General features: G+C 55.1%; 20 protein-coding genes. 11 read left to right on the forward strand and 9 right to left on the reverse strand.

Annotated features, from left to right (window positions below; all coding sequences use genetic code 11):
- Nucleotides 1-957, reverse strand: coding sequence for a polysaccharide deacetylase family protein (locus tag SERAS12_RS24650; protein WP_013815021.1), 957 nt, complete (start codon nt 955-957; stop codon nt 1-3).
- A 337-nt stretch (nt 958-1,294) separates the two neighbouring features.
- On the opposite strand from SERAS12_RS24650, the gene rfaQ reads away from it, so the two are divergent.
- From rfaQ to SERAS12_RS24665, 3 genes are read left to right on the forward strand one after another with little or no spacing between them, the layout of a single operon-like run.
- Nucleotides 1,295-2,377, forward strand: a complete 1,083-nt coding sequence (gene rfaQ, locus SERAS12_RS24655) for a putative lipopolysaccharide heptosyltransferase III (RefSeq protein ID WP_013815022.1) — start codon at nt 1,295-1,297, stop codon at nt 2,375-2,377.
- Nucleotides 2,374-3,501: a glycosyltransferase family 4 protein gene (locus SERAS12_RS24660; RefSeq protein ID WP_013815023.1), complete on the forward strand. Its 1,128-nt coding sequence runs from the start codon at nt 2,374-2,376 to the stop codon at nt 3,499-3,501. The genes rfaQ and SERAS12_RS24660 overlap by 4 nt, the downstream gene beginning before the upstream one ends.
- Nucleotides 3,502-3,503: 2 nt before the next feature.
- Nucleotides 3,504-4,601, forward strand: coding sequence for a glycosyltransferase (locus SERAS12_RS24665; RefSeq protein ID WP_013815024.1), 1,098 nt, complete (start codon nt 3,504-3,506; stop codon nt 4,599-4,601).
- A gap of 33 nt (nt 4,602-4,634) precedes the next feature.
- Here SERAS12_RS24665 and SERAS12_RS24670 read toward each other — a convergent pair whose 3' ends face one another.
- A complete protein-coding gene (locus tag SERAS12_RS24670; protein WP_013815025.1) occupies nt 4,635-5,648 on the reverse strand; it encodes a glycosyltransferase family 9 protein in 1,014 nt (337 codons plus the stop codon).
- 125 nt (nt 5,649-5,773) lie between these two features.
- On the opposite strand from SERAS12_RS24670, the gene waaA reads away from it, so the two are divergent.
- The 3 genes from waaA to coaD are packed head-to-tail and all read left to right on the forward strand — an operon-like array spanning nt 5,774 to nt 8,314.
- Complete coding sequence (gene waaA, locus SERAS12_RS24675) at nt 5,774-7,051, forward strand: lipid IV(A) 3-deoxy-D-manno-octulosonic acid transferase (RefSeq protein ID WP_006328922.1); 1,278 nt, start codon at nt 5,774-5,776, stop codon at nt 7,049-7,051.
- Nucleotides 7,052-7,825, forward strand: a complete 774-nt coding sequence (locus SERAS12_RS24680) for a glycosyltransferase family 2 protein (protein ID WP_013815026.1) — start codon at nt 7,052-7,054, stop codon at nt 7,823-7,825.
- A 3-nt stretch (nt 7,826-7,828) separates the two neighbouring features.
- On the forward strand, nt 7,829-8,314 hold the full coding sequence (gene coaD / locus SERAS12_RS24685; protein ID WP_006320126.1) for a pantetheine-phosphate adenylyltransferase: 486 nt from the start codon (nt 7,829-7,831) through the stop codon (nt 8,312-8,314).
- Here the strand turns inward: coaD and mutM are convergent, their stop codons facing one another.
- The 4 genes from mutM to radC all read right to left on the reverse strand — a co-directional run bounded on the left by mutM (nt 8,315) and on the right by radC (nt 10,566).
- Nucleotides 8,315-9,124, reverse strand: a complete 810-nt coding sequence (mutM, locus tag SERAS12_RS24690; protein WP_013815027.1) for a bifunctional DNA-formamidopyrimidine glycosylase/DNA-(apurinic or apyrimidinic site) lyase — start codon at nt 9,122-9,124, stop codon at nt 8,315-8,317.
- 79 nt (nt 9,125-9,203) lie between these two features.
- Nucleotides 9,204-9,371 carry a 50S ribosomal protein L33 gene (gene rpmG / locus SERAS12_RS24695; protein WP_002208990.1) on the reverse strand — a complete coding sequence of 56 codons (168 nt, stop codon included), beginning with the start codon at nt 9,369-9,371 and terminating at the stop codon, nt 9,204-9,206.
- 11 nt (nt 9,372-9,382) lie between these two features.
- A complete protein-coding gene (rpmB, locus tag SERAS12_RS24700) occupies nt 9,383-9,619 on the reverse strand; it encodes a 50S ribosomal protein L28 (protein WP_004953342.1) in 237 nt (78 codons plus the stop codon).
- 263 nt (nt 9,620-9,882) lie between these two features.
- Nucleotides 9,883-10,566 carry a DNA repair protein RadC gene (radC, locus tag SERAS12_RS24705; protein ID WP_013815028.1) on the reverse strand — a complete coding sequence of 228 codons (684 nt, stop codon included), beginning with the start codon at nt 10,564-10,566 and terminating at the stop codon, nt 9,883-9,885.
- Between the two features lie 181 nt (nt 10,567-10,747).
- Here radC and coaBC point away from each other — a divergent pair, with 181 nt between their 5' ends.
- The 3 genes from coaBC to slmA all read left to right on the forward strand — a co-directional run bounded on the left by coaBC (nt 10,748) and on the right by slmA (nt 13,257).
- Nucleotides 10,748-11,965 (forward strand): bifunctional phosphopantothenoylcysteine decarboxylase/phosphopantothenate--cysteine ligase CoaBC, encoded by a 1,218-nt coding sequence (gene coaBC / locus SERAS12_RS24710; protein WP_013815029.1) that lies wholly within the window; start codon nt 10,748-10,750, stop codon nt 11,963-11,965.
- Nucleotides 11,943-12,401: a dUTP diphosphatase gene (dut, locus tag SERAS12_RS24715; protein ID WP_013815030.1), complete on the forward strand. Its 459-nt coding sequence runs from the start codon at nt 11,943-11,945 to the stop codon at nt 12,399-12,401. Before coaBC ends, dut begins: the two co-directional genes overlap by 23 nt.
- 259 nt (nt 12,402-12,660) lie before the next feature.
- Nucleotides 12,661-13,257, forward strand: coding sequence for a nucleoid occlusion factor SlmA (gene slmA, locus SERAS12_RS24720; protein WP_013815031.1), 597 nt, complete (start codon nt 12,661-12,663; stop codon nt 13,255-13,257).
- Nucleotides 13,258-13,305: 48 nt separating this feature from the next.
- Here the strand turns inward: slmA and pyrE are convergent, their stop codons facing one another.
- On the reverse strand, nt 13,306-13,947 hold the full coding sequence (gene pyrE, locus SERAS12_RS24725; protein ID WP_004953362.1) for an orotate phosphoribosyltransferase: 642 nt from the start codon (nt 13,945-13,947) through the stop codon (nt 13,306-13,308).
- 93 nt (nt 13,948-14,040) lie between these two features.
- On the reverse strand, nt 14,041-14,757 hold the full coding sequence (gene rph / locus SERAS12_RS24730) for a ribonuclease PH (protein WP_004953365.1): 717 nt from the start codon (nt 14,755-14,757) through the stop codon (nt 14,041-14,043).
- A gap of 126 nt (nt 14,758-14,883) precedes the next feature.
- On the opposite strand from rph, the gene SERAS12_RS24735 reads away from it, so the two are divergent.
- Nucleotides 14,884-15,747: a YicC/YloC family endoribonuclease gene (locus SERAS12_RS24735; RefSeq protein WP_006328929.1), complete on the forward strand. Its 864-nt coding sequence runs from the start codon at nt 14,884-14,886 to the stop codon at nt 15,745-15,747.
- A 53-nt stretch (nt 15,748-15,800) separates the two neighbouring features.
- On the opposite strand, the gene SERAS12_RS24740 is transcribed toward SERAS12_RS24735, so the two are convergent.
- Nucleotides 15,801-16,190 (reverse strand): hypothetical protein, encoded by a 390-nt coding sequence (locus SERAS12_RS24740; protein ID WP_013815032.1) that lies wholly within the window; start codon nt 16,188-16,190, stop codon nt 15,801-15,803.
- Nucleotides 16,191-16,522: 332 nt separating this feature from the next.
- On the opposite strand from SERAS12_RS24740, the gene SERAS12_RS24745 reads away from it, so the two are divergent.
- Nucleotides 16,523-17,707, forward strand: coding sequence for a NupC/NupG family nucleoside CNT transporter (locus tag SERAS12_RS24745; protein WP_006328931.1), 1,185 nt, complete (start codon nt 16,523-16,525; stop codon nt 17,705-17,707).
- Nucleotides 17,708-17,714 lie beyond the last annotated feature (7 nt).

Raw genomic sequence — 17,714 nt, forward strand, 5'->3', positions numbered from 1 at the left:
TCAGTTCACTTTAAGTTGATAATATTCGGCCAGCGTCATGCCCACCGTACGCTGCTGTAGCCAGGCGAACAGCTGCTCTAAATCGCGATACAACACTTCAATATCCTGCTCGGTTTTAAACGTCGGGCTGCCGCCGGGCATAAACTCGGAAGAGTGCAGCATAAATTCAACGTAGTCATGTCCCTGCATCAGGCAACGTTCAGCCACCTGCTGCATTTTTTCCAGATTGCCGCCGCTTGGCCGCAACCAGTTTACCGACGGCGAACGCTGCTTGCCACGCAACCGATCATAACCCTGCTTGAGCGTATTCATCAGCGCAGAATGCTTATACTGGATGCTCATCGGCACTTCCAACAGCGTTGAGGCTCCCGCTGCAGCGATATTGTCCGGATCGATAAAATAGGCCTGCGACGGGAAGTGCCGGTAGTCGGTACCGCCGTTCCCTTGCGGGTTGCCCGGCGAATATTGCCAGTTGACGCGTGGCGTGACCGAGCAATCTACCTGATAGCCGTATTCCAGCAACAACGCCGCATAGTACTCGTTAAACGCCCAGCGCCCGGCGCGGTGGCTGAGCATTTTTGTCTGGAAGGCATCTTCCAGCAACTTGGTCATATGATCGACCTTGGCGCGAATTTGATCGGCCGGGTATTCGATCAGATAAGGTTTGTGCCGCCAGTCATCGTCGGTCAACGGCGTCAGAGGCGGGCTGTTCCAGGCGTGCAGGTGCATTCCTACTTCCCCGGTACCGCGCGCAATCACATCGCGGGCAAACTCGACGTATTCGGCATCTACCGCCATTTCATAGTTGGTGAGATACACCGGCTTGAAGCCATATTTCTCACACAACGCCTGAAAGCGCGGCAAAAAGCGCGTGTTTTCGGTCGAAATACGATCGTGGTTTTGCCACAGATTGTCGCCTTCGGTATCAATGGTGATCAGAAACGCCGGTTTAGTCATGAATATAGAGCCTGATATCAACAAAATGCATTATACCCGTCGCCTTTCAAGCCGCAGGGTTGTTAACTGCACTAACGCACCCCACTCACTTACCACAGCAAACTCCAGGAGTGAGTAAGCTGCTCGCCTGGCTGCAACTTGAAATTCATAGGGTATGCATGTTACGCAGGGCGTTTCGCCAGGGCAAACGACTTTACTGCCTGGTTTGGACAACGTTGAAGGCCTTTTGTCTCTCCTTCGCGCTATTTTTTCACTTCGCGGCAAGAAAACCGTGCAACAGTAGCCACATGCGATCGGGTCATTTAGAATCAAAGATTGGTTTCCCTGAAAGCGACTCATGATGAACGACGCGCCAGCCCTAGCTCCTGATACCTCGATACAGCGTATTCTGATCGTTAAACTTCGCCACCATGGCGACATGTTGCTGGTCACACCGGTCATCAATAGCCTGCAGCAAAACTATCCGCAGGCGCAGATCGACGTGCTGCTGTATAAAGAAACCCAGGATATGCTGGCCAGCCACCCGGCGCTGTCGAATGTCTTCGTTATCGATCGCCAGTGGAAAAAACAGGGTACGAAAGCTCATCTGCGCCACGAACTTAACCTGATCCGGCAGCTCAAAGGCCAACGTTACGATCTGGTGGTCAATCTGGCCGATCAGTGGCGCAGCGCCATTATCGCCCGCCTGACCGGCTCGCGCATTCGGCTGGGTTTCGATTTACCCAAACGGCGAGGCTTCTTATGGCGCCATTGCCACACGCATTTGGTGCCGGTAAGCGATCACGCACGGTTGCATACCGTTGAACAGAACCTGTCTCTGTTGCAACCGCTCGGTCTGCCGGCCCTCAGCCAGCAGGTAACCATGAGCTATCCGCCGCAGGACTGGCAGACCTGCGAGCAGTTGTTACGGCAACAGGGCATTACCGGCGATTATATCGTGGTACAACCTACGTCCCGCTGGTTCTTCAAATGCTGGAGCGAAGAAAAAATGGCCGCCACTGTCAGCGCGTTGCAGGCCGACGGCCACCGGTTGGTGATCACCTCTGGGCCGGACACAAAAGAACGGGAAATGGTAGAGCGCATTCTGGCGCTCTGTCCGCCGCAGGGAGTCGTTTCGCTGGCCGGCCAGTTAACGCTGCGTCAGCTTGCCGCCCTGATCGACCACGCTAAACTGTTTATCGGTGTAGACTCGGTGCCCATGCACATGGCCGCTGCGCTGCAGACACCCTGCATTGCGCTGTTTGGTCCTTCCAAGCTGGTGTTTTGGCGCCCATGGCAGGTTAACGGCTGCGTGATATGGGCCGGCGACTTCGGCACCTTACCCGATCCGGACGCCATCAACACCGGCACTGATGAACGTTACCTGGACCTTATCCCTACAGACGCGGTGATTGCAGCCGCGCGGAGCCGGCTAGCATGAAAGCATTTCGTTTGGCGATCGTTCGTCAAAAGTACCGCCCGGACGGTGGCGCTGAGCGTTTCGTCTCACGCGCTCTGGAAGCACTGGAGCAACAGAACCTCGATCTGAACGTTATCACCCGCGAATGGCAGGGTGACACCCATCCGAACTGGCATATTCATTTGTGCAATCCGATAAAGCTTGGGCGCATCAGCCGTGAGCGCGGCTTTGCCGAGGCCGCCAGAGCGTTGTGGCAGAAAGAGAAATTTGATCTGGTGCAGAGCCACGAACGCATCCCCGGCTGCGATATTTACCGCGCCGGCGATGGCGTTCACCGCCGCTGGTTGCTGCAAAGAGCGCGTTTGCTGCCCGAATGGCGCCGCAAATGGCTGTTCTCCAACCGCTATCACCGTTACGTAATGTGTGCGGAACGTGCGATGTATGCCGCGCCGGAACTGAAAGCGGTCATCTGCAATGCGGAAATGATTAAACAGGAAATCATCGACGACTTTGGGGTCCCGGCCGATAAAATCACGGTGATCTACAACGCCATTGATAATCAAAAATTTCTGCCGGCCACGACCGAGCAGCGGCAGCAATTGCGCCGGCAACACCAGATCCCTGAGCAGGCGCACTGCCTGATTTTTGTCGGCTCCGGTTTTGAGCGCAAAGGGCTGGCCGCCGCTATCCGCGCCGTCGCGGCCACGGACAGTTATCTGCTGGTCGTCGGCAAAGATAAGGCTGAAAAGCGCTATCAGGCGCTGGCACAGTCACTAGGGTGCGGCGATCGGGTGCGGTTCATGGGCGTGCAAAAACAGACGCTGCCGTTCTATCAGGCAGCCGATGCACTGCTGTTGCCAACGCTGTACGACCCGTTCCCCAACGTGATTCTGGAGGCAATGTCCTGCGGTCTGCCGGTCATCACCAGCACCACCTGCGGCGGCGCGGAATTTATCGCTCAAGGGCAAAACGGCTTCGTTACCGATGCTCTGGATGTTCCCGCCCTCGTCACGGCAATCAAAGCATTGCCACGCCAGGCGCTGGGCTCCGCCATGGGTGAAGCCGCGAGAGCACGTATCATGTCTGCCACCCCGGCGCACCTGTCGGAACAGTTGATCTCCCTTTATAACCGGCTGCTGGATTAACTATGCGTATTTTGATGATTATCGATGGCCTGCCCGGCGGCGGCGCAGAAAAAGTGGTGCTGACGCTGTGTCAGGGCATGCAGGAAATGGGCAATGACGTCAGCCTGATTTCACTTCGCGACGTCTGTAACTACCCTATCCCGGCCGGCGTTCATTATCAGGTGGTTGCGGATCACAGCCGCACCCCCTGGCGCAAACTGACCGAACTGTCACGTCGCGCCGCCGCGCTGGATCGGGTGATTGCCAACAACGAACGCCAGCAGGGTGCCTATGATTTGGTATTCTCGAACCTGCATAAAACCGATCGCATCGTCAGCCGCAGCAAGCGGCTCTCCTCGGATCGCCTGTGGTTTTGCATCCACGGCATGCTATCGACCTCTTATCTCGGTCATCGCAAGGGCCTGGATCGCTGGCTGAAACAGCGGAAAATCGCCGGCGTTTATCAGGGTCAAAATATCGTTGCCGTCTCACAGGCCGTCGGTGACGATCTGCAACAAAACCTGCCTATCCGTCCGAACCGGTTGGCAATCATCAACAATCCGTTTGATATTGCCGCCATCGAACAACAGGCGGCGGAACCCTGTGAACTGGCAGGCCAGGAATATCTGGTGCACGTCGGGCGCTTTCATCCGCACAAACGGCACGATCGCCTGTTGAAAGCCTATGCGCAATCGGGTATACAAGCGCCGCTGGCACTGATTGGCGCCGGCAGCGAAGCTAACGTAGGGGAAGTGAAACAGCTGGCCAACCAGTTGGGTATCGCCGACCGCGTACTGTTCCTCGGCTTCCAGGCCAACCCTTATCCCTTTATCCGGCACGCATCGCTGCTGGTGCTCAGCTCCGACAGCGAAGGCTTTGGCAATGTGCTGGTGGAAGCATTGTTATGCGGTACGCCGGTGGTCAGTACCCGTTGCCCAGGGGGGCCTGCGGAAATTCTGGAAAAAGCCGGGATGGGTAACGCACTGGCAGAACTCAATGAAAAATCGTTGGCGGAAAAAATGGCGAGAATTTATGCCCAACCTCCTGAGATTAATCACCAGCAGTTGCTTAGCTATGGGCTGAAATCTATTTGTCAGCGTTATTTGGCACTCAAGAAATAAATAATGGCAGGGAACTCCCTGCCATTATTTTAATTAATCGAACGTTTGTATTTTTTGCCAGACATCGTCAACGGACACATCAATACAATCACCCGACTCGGTTTGCAGAATGTGATAACGCCCCGTCCAGGGATGCCAGGATTCTTTATCCGTGTCGCCAAAAAAGACCACCATATCTTTATTCAACGCCGCAGCCAGATGCATCTGCCCGCCATCGCTGCACAACACCCTGTCGCATAAATCAAAACCGGCCAGTAATTCCCGCACCGAGGCCGTCGGGTAAAGCGCCACGCGTTCATTCTGACACAGCGCCAACAACTGCTCTGCACGTTTTTGGTCACCGATATCATCAGGCGTCAGCGTGCCTTGCGGGGACCAGAAAATCAGCACTCCGGTGTTCTGATCGGCAACTAAGCGATTGATAATTTCAGCATAGCGTTCTATCGGCCAGCGACGTTTAGGGCTGCGACTGCTGATATGGACCGCGCAAACTCGCCCGACCGGCGGCAAGAGTTTCTGCAAACGTTGCGCCGCCTGCTGGCGCTCTTCCGGGGTCAGAAAAACGCGGACCGGCGGGATCGGGATGCGCTGTTCGGTAATCGCCGATAGGTAGCTGTAGGTATGCTCTACCTGATGCTTGCCGCTGAAATTTTCCTTACGGAAAGGATGATGAATATCAGGCGTACCTAAATCTGCGCCGATAATATTGCTGACTCCCGCCATTTTCGCCAACCGCAGGCTGTACTTGCAAGGAACCGGGTTGGCCAGGATCGCCGCGTCGAATTTTATTTTACGCAGCTTAAGAAAAATCATCAGCCGTTCAAAATAAACGCCTAATGTCGTTTCATTTTTCGCCTTGTGCTTTGCCTTTTTATAGACGAAAACCTTTTCAAGGTGCGGGTTGTTTTTAACGACATCCTGGCTGACTTTATTGATTAACAGATAAAGTTTGGCATCCGGATAGGCAATTTTCACCCCTTCAATCAAAGGAGTCGTACAAACAAGATCGCCAATATTGTCACGGCGAATAATTAAAATATTCTTCATTCCAAGCCTATCAGCGAAATCTCTCGCCTGTTGTCTAAAACTGACACCAAAGGTTACCAAATTAGCGCCTTTCCCTTCCAGTTATGGTACTATTCTGACTAACCCATATAAATGAAATTGATAGAATGTTGCTGCGTTTATATCAGGTACTACTCTACCTCATCCAACCCCTGATCTGGCTCCGCTTACTGCTGCGCAGCCGCAAAGCTCCAGCCTACCGTAAACGCTGGGCAGAACGCTATGGCTTCTGCGCCGGAAAAGTGGTGCCGGGCGGCATCATGCTGCACTCCGTCTCCGTGGGGGAAACGTTGGCAGCCATCCCGTTGGTCCGCGCGCTGCGCCACCGCTATCCTTATTTACCGATTACTGTGACCACGATGACGCCAACTGGTTCAGAGCGCGTTCAGTCCGCTTTCGGTAAAGACGTTCATCATGTTTATCTGCCTTACGACCTGCCCGGCTCCATGCGCCGTTTCCTCGATCAGGTGAACCCCAAGCTGGTTATCATCATGGAGACCGAGCTATGGCCAAATCTGATTAACGCGCTGCATCAGCGTCAGATCCCGCTGGTGATCGCCAACGCGCGCCTTTCCGCTCGCTCTGCCGCCGGTTATAAAAAAATCGGCGGTTTTGTCCGCGACATGCTGCGCCGCATTACGCTAATCGCCGCGCAAAATCAGGAAGATGGCGAACGCTTTATCGAACTTGGCCTGAAACGCTCACAGCTGACCGTGACCGGCAGCCTGAAATTCGACATTTCCGTCACTCCCGAGCTGGCTGCACGTGCGATCACGTTACGCCGCCAATGGGCACCGCGTCGCCCGGTGTGGATCGCGACCAGCACTCATGAAGGTGAAGAAACCATTCTGCTGGCGGCACACCGCAAGCTGCTGGAAAAACATCCCGACCTGCTGCTGATCCTGGTGCCGCGTCACCCTGAACGTTTCTCTACCGCCAAAGAACTGGTGCAGAAAGCCGGTTTCAGCTACACCCTGCGCAGCAGCGGTGAAATCCCCTCCGGCAGTACCCAGGTAGTGATTGGCGATACCATGGGCGAACTGATGCTGCTGTACGGCATTGCCGACCTGGCCTTTGTCGGCGGCAGCCTGGTGGAACGCGGCGGACATAACCCGCTGGAAGCCGCCGCACACGCCATTCCGGTGCTGATGGGGCCGCATATCTTCAACTTTAAAGATATCTGCGCCAAGTTATCACAGGCCGAAGGGCTGATTACCGTGGCCGACGAGGACTCGCTGGTCAAGGAAGTCGCCACTCTGCTCACCGACGAAGACTATCGCCGCTATTACGGCCGCCACGCCGTGGAAGTGCTGTATCAGAATCAGGGAGCGCTGCAGCGCCTGCTGCAACTGTTGGAACCGCACCTGCCGCCACGGAGCCATTAAATGAGCGACCGCAAAAGCCTGTCGGTGGTGATCATCGCCAAGAACGAAGCCGGGTTGCTGCCGGATTGCCTGAACTCTGTAGCCTGGGCGGACGAAATCGTCATTCTCGATTCAGGTAGCCAGGATGACAGCATCGCCATTGCCGAAAGCCTCGGCGCCAAAGTGTTCGTCCATACCGACTGGCAGGGCTTCGGCAAACAGCGCCAACTGGCCCAAAGCTACGCCAGCCACGACTATGTTCTGATGATCGACGCTGACGAGCGCGTCACCCCCGAACTGCGCCAATCGATTGAGCAGACCTTGGTCGCGCCTGACGACAATCAGGTCTACAGCTGTGCACGCCGCAACCTGTTCCTTGGACGTTTTATGCGTCACAGCGGCTGGTATCCGGATCGCGTCAACCGGCTGTACGCCAACCGACGCTATCGCTATAACGACGATCTGGTGCATGAATCGCTCAATATCGGCACCGCGAAAGTGGTGCCCCTCAGCGGCGATCTGCTACATCTGACCTGTCGTGACTTTTTCGCCTTCCAGCGCAAGCAGCTGCGTTATGCCGAAGAATGGGCCAATCAGCGTCATCAGGCCGGCAAGCGCTGCGGTTACTCCTCCATACTGACTCATACTCTCGGTGCCTTCTGCAAAACCTGGCTGCTGCGCGCCGGCTTCCTCGACGGTAAACAGGGGTTGCTGTTAGCCGTGGTCAACGCGCAATATACTTTCAATAAATATGCCGCATTGTGGGCATTGGGCCGCAACTCTTCAGAGAAGTGAATCATGACCAGTAAAGCCATTTATCCCGGTACTTTCGATCCCCTGACTAACGGCCACCTGGATTTGGTGACGCGCGCGTCATTGATGTTCGATCACGTCATTCTGGCCATTGCCGCCAGCCCAAGCAAAAAACCGTTGTTCACGTTGGAAGAGCGAGTGGCGTTAGCCACTCAGGTAACATCGCATCTCGATAATGTCGAAGTCTTGGGATTCAGTGAGCTGATGGCGCATTTTGCCGCCCATCAAAATGCCAACATTCTGGTGCGCGGCCTGCGTGCGGTGTCTGACTTTGAATATGAATTGCAGTTGGCGAACATGAACCGCCACCTGATGCCGACGCTGGAAAGCGTGTTCCTGATGCCTTCCGAAGAGTGGTCGTTTATCTCTTCCTCCCTGGTGAAGGAAGTGGCACGTCACGGCGGCGATATCGCACCTTTCCTACCGGACGTGGTCACCCAGGCACTGATGGAAAAGCTCGCTGCACAATAATCAGCGTTGGCAGCGGCGGCAGAAGAAGGTGCTGCGCTGCCCGTGTTTAGCTGATTCAATCGGCGTGCCGCACGCGCGGCAAGGCTCCCCCGCACGACCATACACCTGCAATTCTTGCGCGAAATAGCCCGGTTTACCGTCCGACTGCAGGAAATCGCGCAGCGTGGTGCCACCTTGCTCAATCGAGCGTAGCAATACCGCTTTAATGGTTTCCACCAGCAGCTCAGCTTCCGTTTTGCTCAGCGAACCGGCCGGGCGATCGGGCAGGATCCCGGCGGTAAACAGTGATTCGCTGGCGTAGATATTGCCAACCCCCACGACCAGCTTGTTATCCATCAGCCAGGGTTTGATCAACGTGCGCTTATTGCGTGACTTTTCGTACAGGTAGGCGCCAGTAAAGGCTTCACTTAGCGGTTCCGGCCCAAGGTGGGCCAGCACATTGCTGTTCGCCAAATCTTCGCACCACAGCCAGGCGCCAAAACGACGGGGATCGGTATAACGCAGCGTCATGCCGTTGCTGATCACCAGATCAACATGGTCGTGCTTCCCGGCTTCGGTTTCCTCGGCCAGCATACGCAGGCTGCCGGACATCCCCAAATGGACGATAATCCAGCCGTGGTCCAGTTCAATCAGCAGATACTTGGCGCGGCGTTGCACGCTGCGTACCGGCCGGTCGCTCAGCGCCAGAATTTGCTCGGAAACAGGCCAGCGCAGCCGCGCGTTGCGCACCACCGCATACTGAATGCTATGGCCGACAAGATAAGGTTCAATACCACGTCGGCTGGTCTCAACTTCTGGTAATTCAGGCATCTGGCGCTCTCCCGTCGGTTTTCTACCCTTATAAAACAAAAAACCCGGCCTAAGCCGGGTTTTTATTAATCCACTAAAATTATTTAATTTTAGCTTCTTTGTACAGTACGTGTTGACGGACAACTGGATCGAATTTCTTCAGTTCCAATTTTTCCGGCTTAGTACGCTTGTTCTTCGTGGTGGTATAGAAGTGACCAGTACCAGCAGAAGAAACCAGCTTGATCTTCTCGCGAACACCTTTAGCCATGATGCAGTTCCTTAATACTTCTCACCACGGGTACGCAGATCGGCCAAGACCGTCTCAATACCCTTCTTATCGATAACACGCATACCTTTAGCAGATACACGCAGCGTTACAAAGCGCTTCTCAGCCTCAACCCAAAAACGGTGTGAGTGCAGGTTCGGCAGAAAACGGCGTTTGGTCGCGTTCATTGCGTGGGAACGGTTGTTACCGCTCACCGGGCGCTTGCCAGTAACTTGGCAGACTCGGGACATGTCTATTCTCCAAAAATCAAATCAGCTCGAGCTTCGTATAGGGTATGGCCGCCTCGTCAGGCTTTTAGAGCCCATCTCAGCAAACTCCATACTGAGGAGACTCCCGTCATCAGGTCAGAAACCACACATCAGGTTAGAAACCTGCTGAGATAGGCTCTTACGCCAAACCCAAGATTCTCAAAGGTGGCGTAGTATACGCTCTGAGGCGTAAGTGCTCAAGTCCCGAACAGCTAAAGATCCCCGAAGGATCGCGAAAAAATCGCTTAAAGCCATCCGCGCTCGGCAAAAGAGACGCATTCACCCCGACCTATCACCAAATGATCGAGCACTCGGATCTCCAATAACAGGCAGGCATTAACCACATGCTCTGTTATCAAACGGTCAGCGTGACTGGGTTCAGCCTTACCCGAAGGATGATTATGCGCCAGAATAATGGCGGCCGCATTAGCCTTCAACGCTTCACGCACAATTTCTCTCGGGTGCACGACGACGCTGCTGATGGTACCAGCAAACATCTCCTGATGGCGAATAACACGGTGCTGATTGTCTAAAAACAATACCAAAAACACCTCCCGCTCACGGTGCGCCAGTAAGCTTTGCAGATAATGCTGCGTTATTTTGGGATTGAGCATGGCATTTTCCTGCGCCAGATGGCTGGAAAAGAAGCGAAACGCCAATTCTGAAATCGCCTGCAGCTGCGCATAGCTCGAATTGCCCAATCCTTTGTGGCTGCAGAAAACCTGATGATCCGCCGACATCAGATGATACAGCGAGCCAAACTGCCCCAACAGCTGCTCCGCCAGTTGCATGACATGCAGACCGGGAAAGCCGGTACGCAGAAAAATCGCCAGCAACTCCGCATCGGACAGCGCCGCCGCGCCATACCGCAGTAACTTTTCCCGGGGTGCAAGCGCTCCCGGCCACAAGGTCATTACCTGACTGCTCATCATCATCCTCCCGAAAGCGTCCAAGCATGCCATGCAGAACAAAGGGTAACGACAGGTGTTTGATAACATTGCGAAGTGCTGCGCAAAGCGCAATGTAACGAACTGCAGAGACAGCGGAATCGCTCACCTGTCTGGCGGTTATGCTAAAATGGCGCATCTTTCGGTTTTCAATCGGACAATCATGATGACGGGACTTTCCGGCAAACATATTGTGCTTGGCATTAGTGGCGGTATCGCTGCATACAAATGCCCAGAACTGGTGCGCCGCCTGCGTGACAGAGGCGCGGAAGTGCGTGTGGTAATGACCAACGCGGCGAAAGCGTTCATCACGCCGCTGACGCTGCAGGCGGTTTCCGGCTACCCGGTCTCCGACGATCTGCTGGATCCCGCGGCCGAAGCCGCGATGGGTCACATAGAGCTCGGAAAATGGGCGGATTTAGTGATTCTTGCCCCCGCTACCGCCGATCTGCTGGCACGCGTCGCCGCCGGTATGGCCAACGATCTGCTGACGACCCTTTGCCTGGCGACCGACGCACCGATAGCCGCAGCGCCTGCCATGAACCAACAGATGTATCGCGCCACCGCCACCCAGGCCAATCTGCAAACGCTGCAGGCACGCGGCATGTTGCTGTGGGGCCCGGACAGCGGCAGCCAGGCTTGTGGTGATGTTGGCCCTGGCCGCATGCTCGATCCCTTGGACATCGTCGATCTGGCGAACAGTTATTTCTCCGCTTCGCAAGATCTGCAACATTTAAAGATTATGATCACCGCCGGCCCAACGCGTGAAGCGCTGGACCCGGTGCGTTTCATCAGCAACCACAGTTCCGGTAAGATGGGCTTCTCTATCGCCCAAGCCGCCGCCGCACGCGGTGCGCAGGTCACGTTGATTACCGGGCCGGTCAACCAGCCGACGCCGCCGTGGGTAACCCGGGTAGACGTCATCAGCGCGCTGGAAATGGAGCAGGCAGTGCAGCAGCGCGCCGCCCAGCAGGACATTTTCATTTCCTGTGCCGCCGTAGCCGATTACCGTGCCGGGCAGATCGCCGGTGAAAAAATAAAAAAACAGGGTGATGAAATCATCCTCAAAATGGTAAAAAACCCCGACATCGTTGCCGGCGTCGCCGCAATGACTAAAAATCGTCCCTTTGTCGTGGGGTTTGCCGCCGAAACCCAGAATGTGGAAGAATACGCGCGACAAAAACTGGCGCGTAAGAAACTGGATTTAATTTGCGCTAACGATGTATCGCTTGCAGAGCATGGGTTTAACAGTGACACCAATGCCTTGCACCTTTTTTGGCAGGATGGAGAAAAGCGCCTGGCGCTGAGCGATAAGGCACTCCTTGGCCAACGTTTAATAGACGAGATAGTCAGCCGTTATGATGAAAAAAATCGACGTTAAAATCCTCGACCCGCGTATCGGACAGGATTTCCCTTTACCGACCTATGCCACCCCAGGTTCAGCCGGTCTCGATCTGCGCGCCTGTCTGGATACCGCGGTTGAACTGGCGCCGGGTGAAACCACGTTGCTGCCTACCGGCCTGGCTATTCACATTGCCGATACCGACCTGGCGGCGGTGATCCTGCCGCGCTCAGGTTTGGGCCACAAGCACGGCGTGGTGCTGGGCAACCTGGTTGGCCTGATCGACTCCGACTACCAGGGCCAACTGATGGTTTCCGTCTGGAACCGCGGCCAAAAATCCTTCACCATTGAACCTGGCGAACGTATCGCGCAAATGGTCTTTGTGCCTGTTGTGCAAGCTGAGTTCAATCTGGTAGAAGAGTTCGACAGCAGCGAACGTGGCGCAGGTGGCTTTGGCCACTCGGGTCGCCACTAAGCGCAGCCCAAGACTTGATGGTCGGCAGGGAAATGTCGTCCGAAACCTTGCCGCCCAGAGAAAAGGACATTTCTATGGCAAGGTTTGTCCGGCAACGATTACAGCGCACACCAGGTCGCGCGGAGAACACAGGTCGTTAAGGCCGCTGACCCCAGCATCGTAAAAAAGCTATCACATAAGCCGCACAGAGATCTCTCTGCAATGGCCGGTGCGCGGGTTTCCGAAAGTCTAAGCAGTTTTAGCAAGGGTCTAATCAGACATGGCAGAAAAAGAAAATACCAAAAGGAACCGGCGCGAGGAAATACTGCAGGCGTTAGCCCAGATGCTGGAATCCAGCGACGGCAGCCAGCGTATCACCACTGCGAAACTGGCCGCTAACGTCGGTGTCTCCGAAGCTGCGTTGTATCGGCATTTTCCCAGCAAAACACGGATGTTCGACAGTCTGATCGAATTTATTGAAGACAGCCTGATAACGCGCATCAACCTGATCCTGCAGGACGAAAAAGAAACCTTTAACCGCCTGCGCCTGATCCTGTTGCTGATTTTGGGGTTCGCCGAACGTAACCCTGGCCTGACGCGCATCATGACCGGCCATGCGTTGATGTTTGAGCAGGACCGCTTGCAGGGCAGGATCAGCCAGCTGTTTGAACGTATAGAGGCGCAGCTGCGGCAAGTGCTGAAAGAGCGCAAGCTGCGGGAAGGCAAAAGCTTTATCGTGGATGAAACATTACTGGCCAGCCAACTGCTGGCGTTCTGCGAAGGCATGTTGTCACGCTACGTGCGCTCCGAGTTCCGTTACCGTCCTACGCAAGACTTCGACGGCCGCTGGCCGCTGCTGGCGGCACAGCTGCAATAAGCCCTTTGCCAGGCGCGTTTTGGCGCGCCTGGCAAAGTGAATAGCGTGTTAAACCCCGTACTGTTCACGATAGGCGCGCACCGCCGCCAGACTCGCCGCCATTTCCGGCTTCTCTTCCAGATAAGCAATCAGATCTTTCAGCGTCACAATGGAAATCACCTTACAGTGATAGTCGCGCTCGACTTCCTGAATAGCCGAAATCTCCGCACGCCCGCGTTCCTGACGGTCCAGGGAGATCAACACCCCGGCCAACGTCGCACCGCTGGCGCCGATGATTTCCATCGACTCACGGATTGCGGTACCGGCGGTGATCACATCGTCCACCAGCATCACTCGGCCCTGCAGCGGGCTGCCCACCAAAGTGCCGCCTTCGCCGTGGGTTTTGGCTTCTTTACGGTTAAAGCAGTAAGGCACGTCGCGTTCATGGTGTTCCGCCAGCGCTACCGCCGTGGTGGTGGCGATCGGGATACCTTTGTATGCCGGGCCAAACAGCAGATCAAAATCGATGCCGGAGTCCATCAGCGCTTCGGCGTAGAAGCGTCCTAACAACGCGAGATCACGCCCGGTATTAAACAGGCCGGCGTTAAAGAAATACGGGCTGGTACGGCCGGATTTCAGAGTGAACTCACCGAATTTCAATACCTGCTTGTTAAGCGCGAACTCGATAAACTGGCGCTGATAGGCTTTCATTACTGCTTCTCCTCGTCTGGGTCTGTTAGATCTGTTATTACTGCCACCCGATAGTCGGGCGTAAAAAAGGCGACTCTTCAGTCGCCTTAAAAATTACTCCGCCAGCGCCGCTTTCTGCGCCTGGAAGATGGTTTCGATGCCCCCTCGAGCCAGCGCCAACAGCGCCAACAGCTCGTCGTGGCTGAAGGGTTCGCCCTCGGCGGTACCCTGCACCTCGATCATGCGGCCGTCTTCCATCATCACCACGTTCATATCGGTTTCTGCCGCAGAGTCTTCAACGTACTCCAGATCGCACAGCGCTTCGCCCTTGACGATGCCGACAGACACTGCAGCCACCAACCCTTTCATTGGGTTGGCCTTCAGTTTGCCCGCAGCAACCAATGCATTAAGCGCATCAGCCAGCGCAACGCAGGCACCGGAAATGGAGGCTGTACGGGTGCCGCCATCAGCCTGCAGTACGTCGCAATCCAGGGTAATGGTGAACTCACCCAGTTTTTTCAGATCGACCGCAGCACGCAGCGAACGGGCGATCAGGCGCTGGATTTCCAGCGTACGGCCGCCCTGCTTGCCTTTTGCAGCCTCGCGAGCGTTACGGCTGTGGGTGGAGCGCGGCAGCATGCCGTACTCGGCGGTGATCCAACCCTGGCCCTGACCTTTCAGGAAGCGCGGAACGCCCTCTTCTACCGTGGCGGTGCACAAAACTTTGGTATCGCCAAACTCAACCAGCACTGAACCTTCAGCGTGTTTGGTATAGTGACGGGTCAATGTCAGTGGGCGAACTTGTTGTGGTGCTCTGCCTGCAGGACGCATGGGCTCTCTCCGGCTTCTAATCTACGATTGGCTGCGCATTATACGGGCTTCGTGACGTAATGCCTATCCTGCCCGGAGGTCCAACGTTATAATCGTTCCATCTTTTCCTATTACGGGTACGCATCAATGATCCGCAGCATGACCGCCTACGCACGGAGTGAAATCAAGGGTGAATGGGGCAGCGCAGCTTGGGAGCTGCGTTCCGTGAACCAACGCTATCTAGAAACCTACATCCGTTTACCGGAACAATTCCGCAGCCTGGAGCCGGTGATCCGCGAACGTATCCGTGGCCGTCTGACCCGTGGCAAAGTGGAATGCAACCTGCGCTTCGAGCTGGACCCGAGCGCGCAAAGCTCGCTGATCCTGAACGAAAAACTGGCTAAACAGCTGGTTGAAGCCGCCAACTGGGTAAAAATGCAGAGCGACGAAGGGGAAATCGATCCTATCGACGTCTTGCGTTGGCCGGGCGTGATGTCTGCTCAGGAGCAGGATCTGGACGCCATCAGCGCACAGCTGATGCAGGCTCTGGACAGCGCATTGGATGATTTCATCACCGCTCGCGAAAGCGAAGGCACCGCGCTGAAAGCCCTGATCGAACAGCGCCTCGACGGCGTCAGCGCCGAAGTGATCAAAGTGCGCGCCCAGATGCCAAACATCCTGCAATGGCAGCGTGAGCGCCTGGTCAGCAAGCTGGAAGAAGCTCAGGTGCAGTTGGAAAACACCCGCCTGGAGCAGGAGCTGGTGTTGATGGCACAACGTATTGACGTTGCCGAAGAGCTGGACCGTCTGGAAGCCCACGTAAAAGAAACGCATAACATCCTGAAGAAGAAAGAAGCCGTGGGCCGCCGCCTCGACTTTATGATGCAGGAGTTTAACCGCGAATCGAACACACTGGCCTCCAAGTCGATTAATGCCGAAGTCACCACTTCCGCTATCGAGCTGAAAGTGCTGATCGAGCAAATGCGTGAGCAGATCCAGAACATCGAGTGATATTTTCTTCACTAACCAAAACCCGCGTTATGCGGGTTTTTTCTGAACTAACCCTATATATACCTGGCCGCCTGCTGTTCGGTAATCAGCCTCATTTTTTGCAGTTGAACGGCGATGGCCCAAGTGGTGCGTTCAAATTCACTGCTCAATGCCTCAAGCGTTCCGCCCTCTGCATAGCTCTCCTGCAGCCGCTGTTTTTCTTCCTCTGCCCATGGGAAGTGCGATTTCGCCGGCCGCCCCTCGGCAATGTTCTTCTGCTGCCGCTCTTCCGGTGAGAGCTTTACTTTCTTCTGGCGCTCCGGCTCAGCCTGAAACTCCTCGGCCAATGCAAACAGTAGCCGAATCGCCTCCGGCGAACCGGTCATTGACGCCGTACCCAGCAACTCCCCCGTCTCGGGGTTAATGCCATTTGCCAGCGCCCGCAACATTGCCTGTGTCTTCATATCCGCATCCTCATCCTGAGAAAGTAGGCCGTCTTGTGCGGCGAAGTAGTGAACTCTTTTTCTCTCTCAGCGAGGAAAAAATCAATATTAAAGCGGGATAACGTTCAGATTATGCGGGACAGATTCCAGTTGGCCCCCGCTCCATCGGCGATCTCCGCCGTAAAAGCGAGGCTTTTACGAAAAACTGCGGCGATCACCCAGAGAATGACAATCCATAACCCATACCAGTCGCCCGAAGTATTTTGTTCTAATTATCACGTAAGGTAATGAAAGGCGGGCTAAGCTGTGGCTAAATGTGTTTTTTTCATGCCCGCAAGCCGTACGGACCCTTTATGCCGCAAATTCTGCAATTTATTTTTGCCCTGGTGGTGATCATCGCCCTGGCGCTGCTGGTCAGCAACGACCGCAAAAAAATCCGCCTGCGCTATATTATTCAGCTCTTGGTCATTGAAGGCGCACTCGCCTATTTCTTTCTGCATTCAGAAAGTGGCCTCAGCGTAATCAGGCACGTCGCCGGCTTCTTTGAAACGCTGCTGACCTACGCAGCGCAAGGCTCCGACTTTGTTTTCGGTGGCATGAGCAAGGACGGGTTGGCATTCATTTTCTTGGGCGTTTTGTGCCCAATTATCTTTATTTCCGCGCTAATCGGTATTTTGCAGCACTTTCGTATTCTGCCGCTGATTATCCGCCTGGTCGGCACCCTGCTGTCAAAGGTTAACGGCATGGGCAAGCTGGAGTCTTTCAACGCCGTCAGCACGCTGGTGCTCGGTCAGTCGGAAAACTTTATCGCCTATAAGGGCATTATCGGCGATATTTCGCCGCGCCGTATGTACACCATGGCTGCAACCGCCATGTCGACGGTTTCCATGTCCATCGTTGGCGCCTACATGTCGATGATCGATGCGCAATACGTGGTCGCCGCACTGATCCTCAATATGTTCAGCACCTTTATCATTCTGTCGATCATCAACCCTTATCAACTGGACGATGAACCTGAGCTGAAACTGAACAAGCTGCATGAAGATCAGAGCTTCTTTGAAATGCTGGGTGAATACATTCTGGCGGGCTTCAAGATTGCGATGATTATCGCCGCGATGCTGATTGGCTTTATTGCGCTGATCTCTGCGGTGAATGCTCTGTTCTCCGCCGTTTTCGGCATCAGCTTCCAGCAAATTCTGGGCTACGTGTTTTATCCGCTGGCCTGGTTGATCGGCATCCCGGCGCAGGATGCGTTGCGAGCCGGCAGCATCATGGCGACCAAGTTGGTGGCCAATGAATTCGTGGCGATGATCGAGCTGAAGAAAATTGCGGCGGAACTGTCGCCACGCGGCCTGGGTATTCTGTCCGTGTTCCTGGTCTCCTTTGCCAACTTTGCCTCTATCGGCATAGTCGCCGGGGCGATCAAAGGGCTGAATGAACGACAAGGCAACGTGGTGTCCCGCTTTGGCCTGAAACTAGTCTACGGTTCAACGCTGGTCAGCCTGCTCTCGGCAGCCATTGCAGGGTTGGTGCTGTAAATCAATA

Source organism: Serratia sp. AS12 (assembly GCF_000214195.1).
In the GTDB taxonomy this organism is placed as follows: domain Bacteria; phylum Pseudomonadota; class Gammaproteobacteria; order Enterobacterales; family Enterobacteriaceae; genus Serratia; species Serratia plymuthica.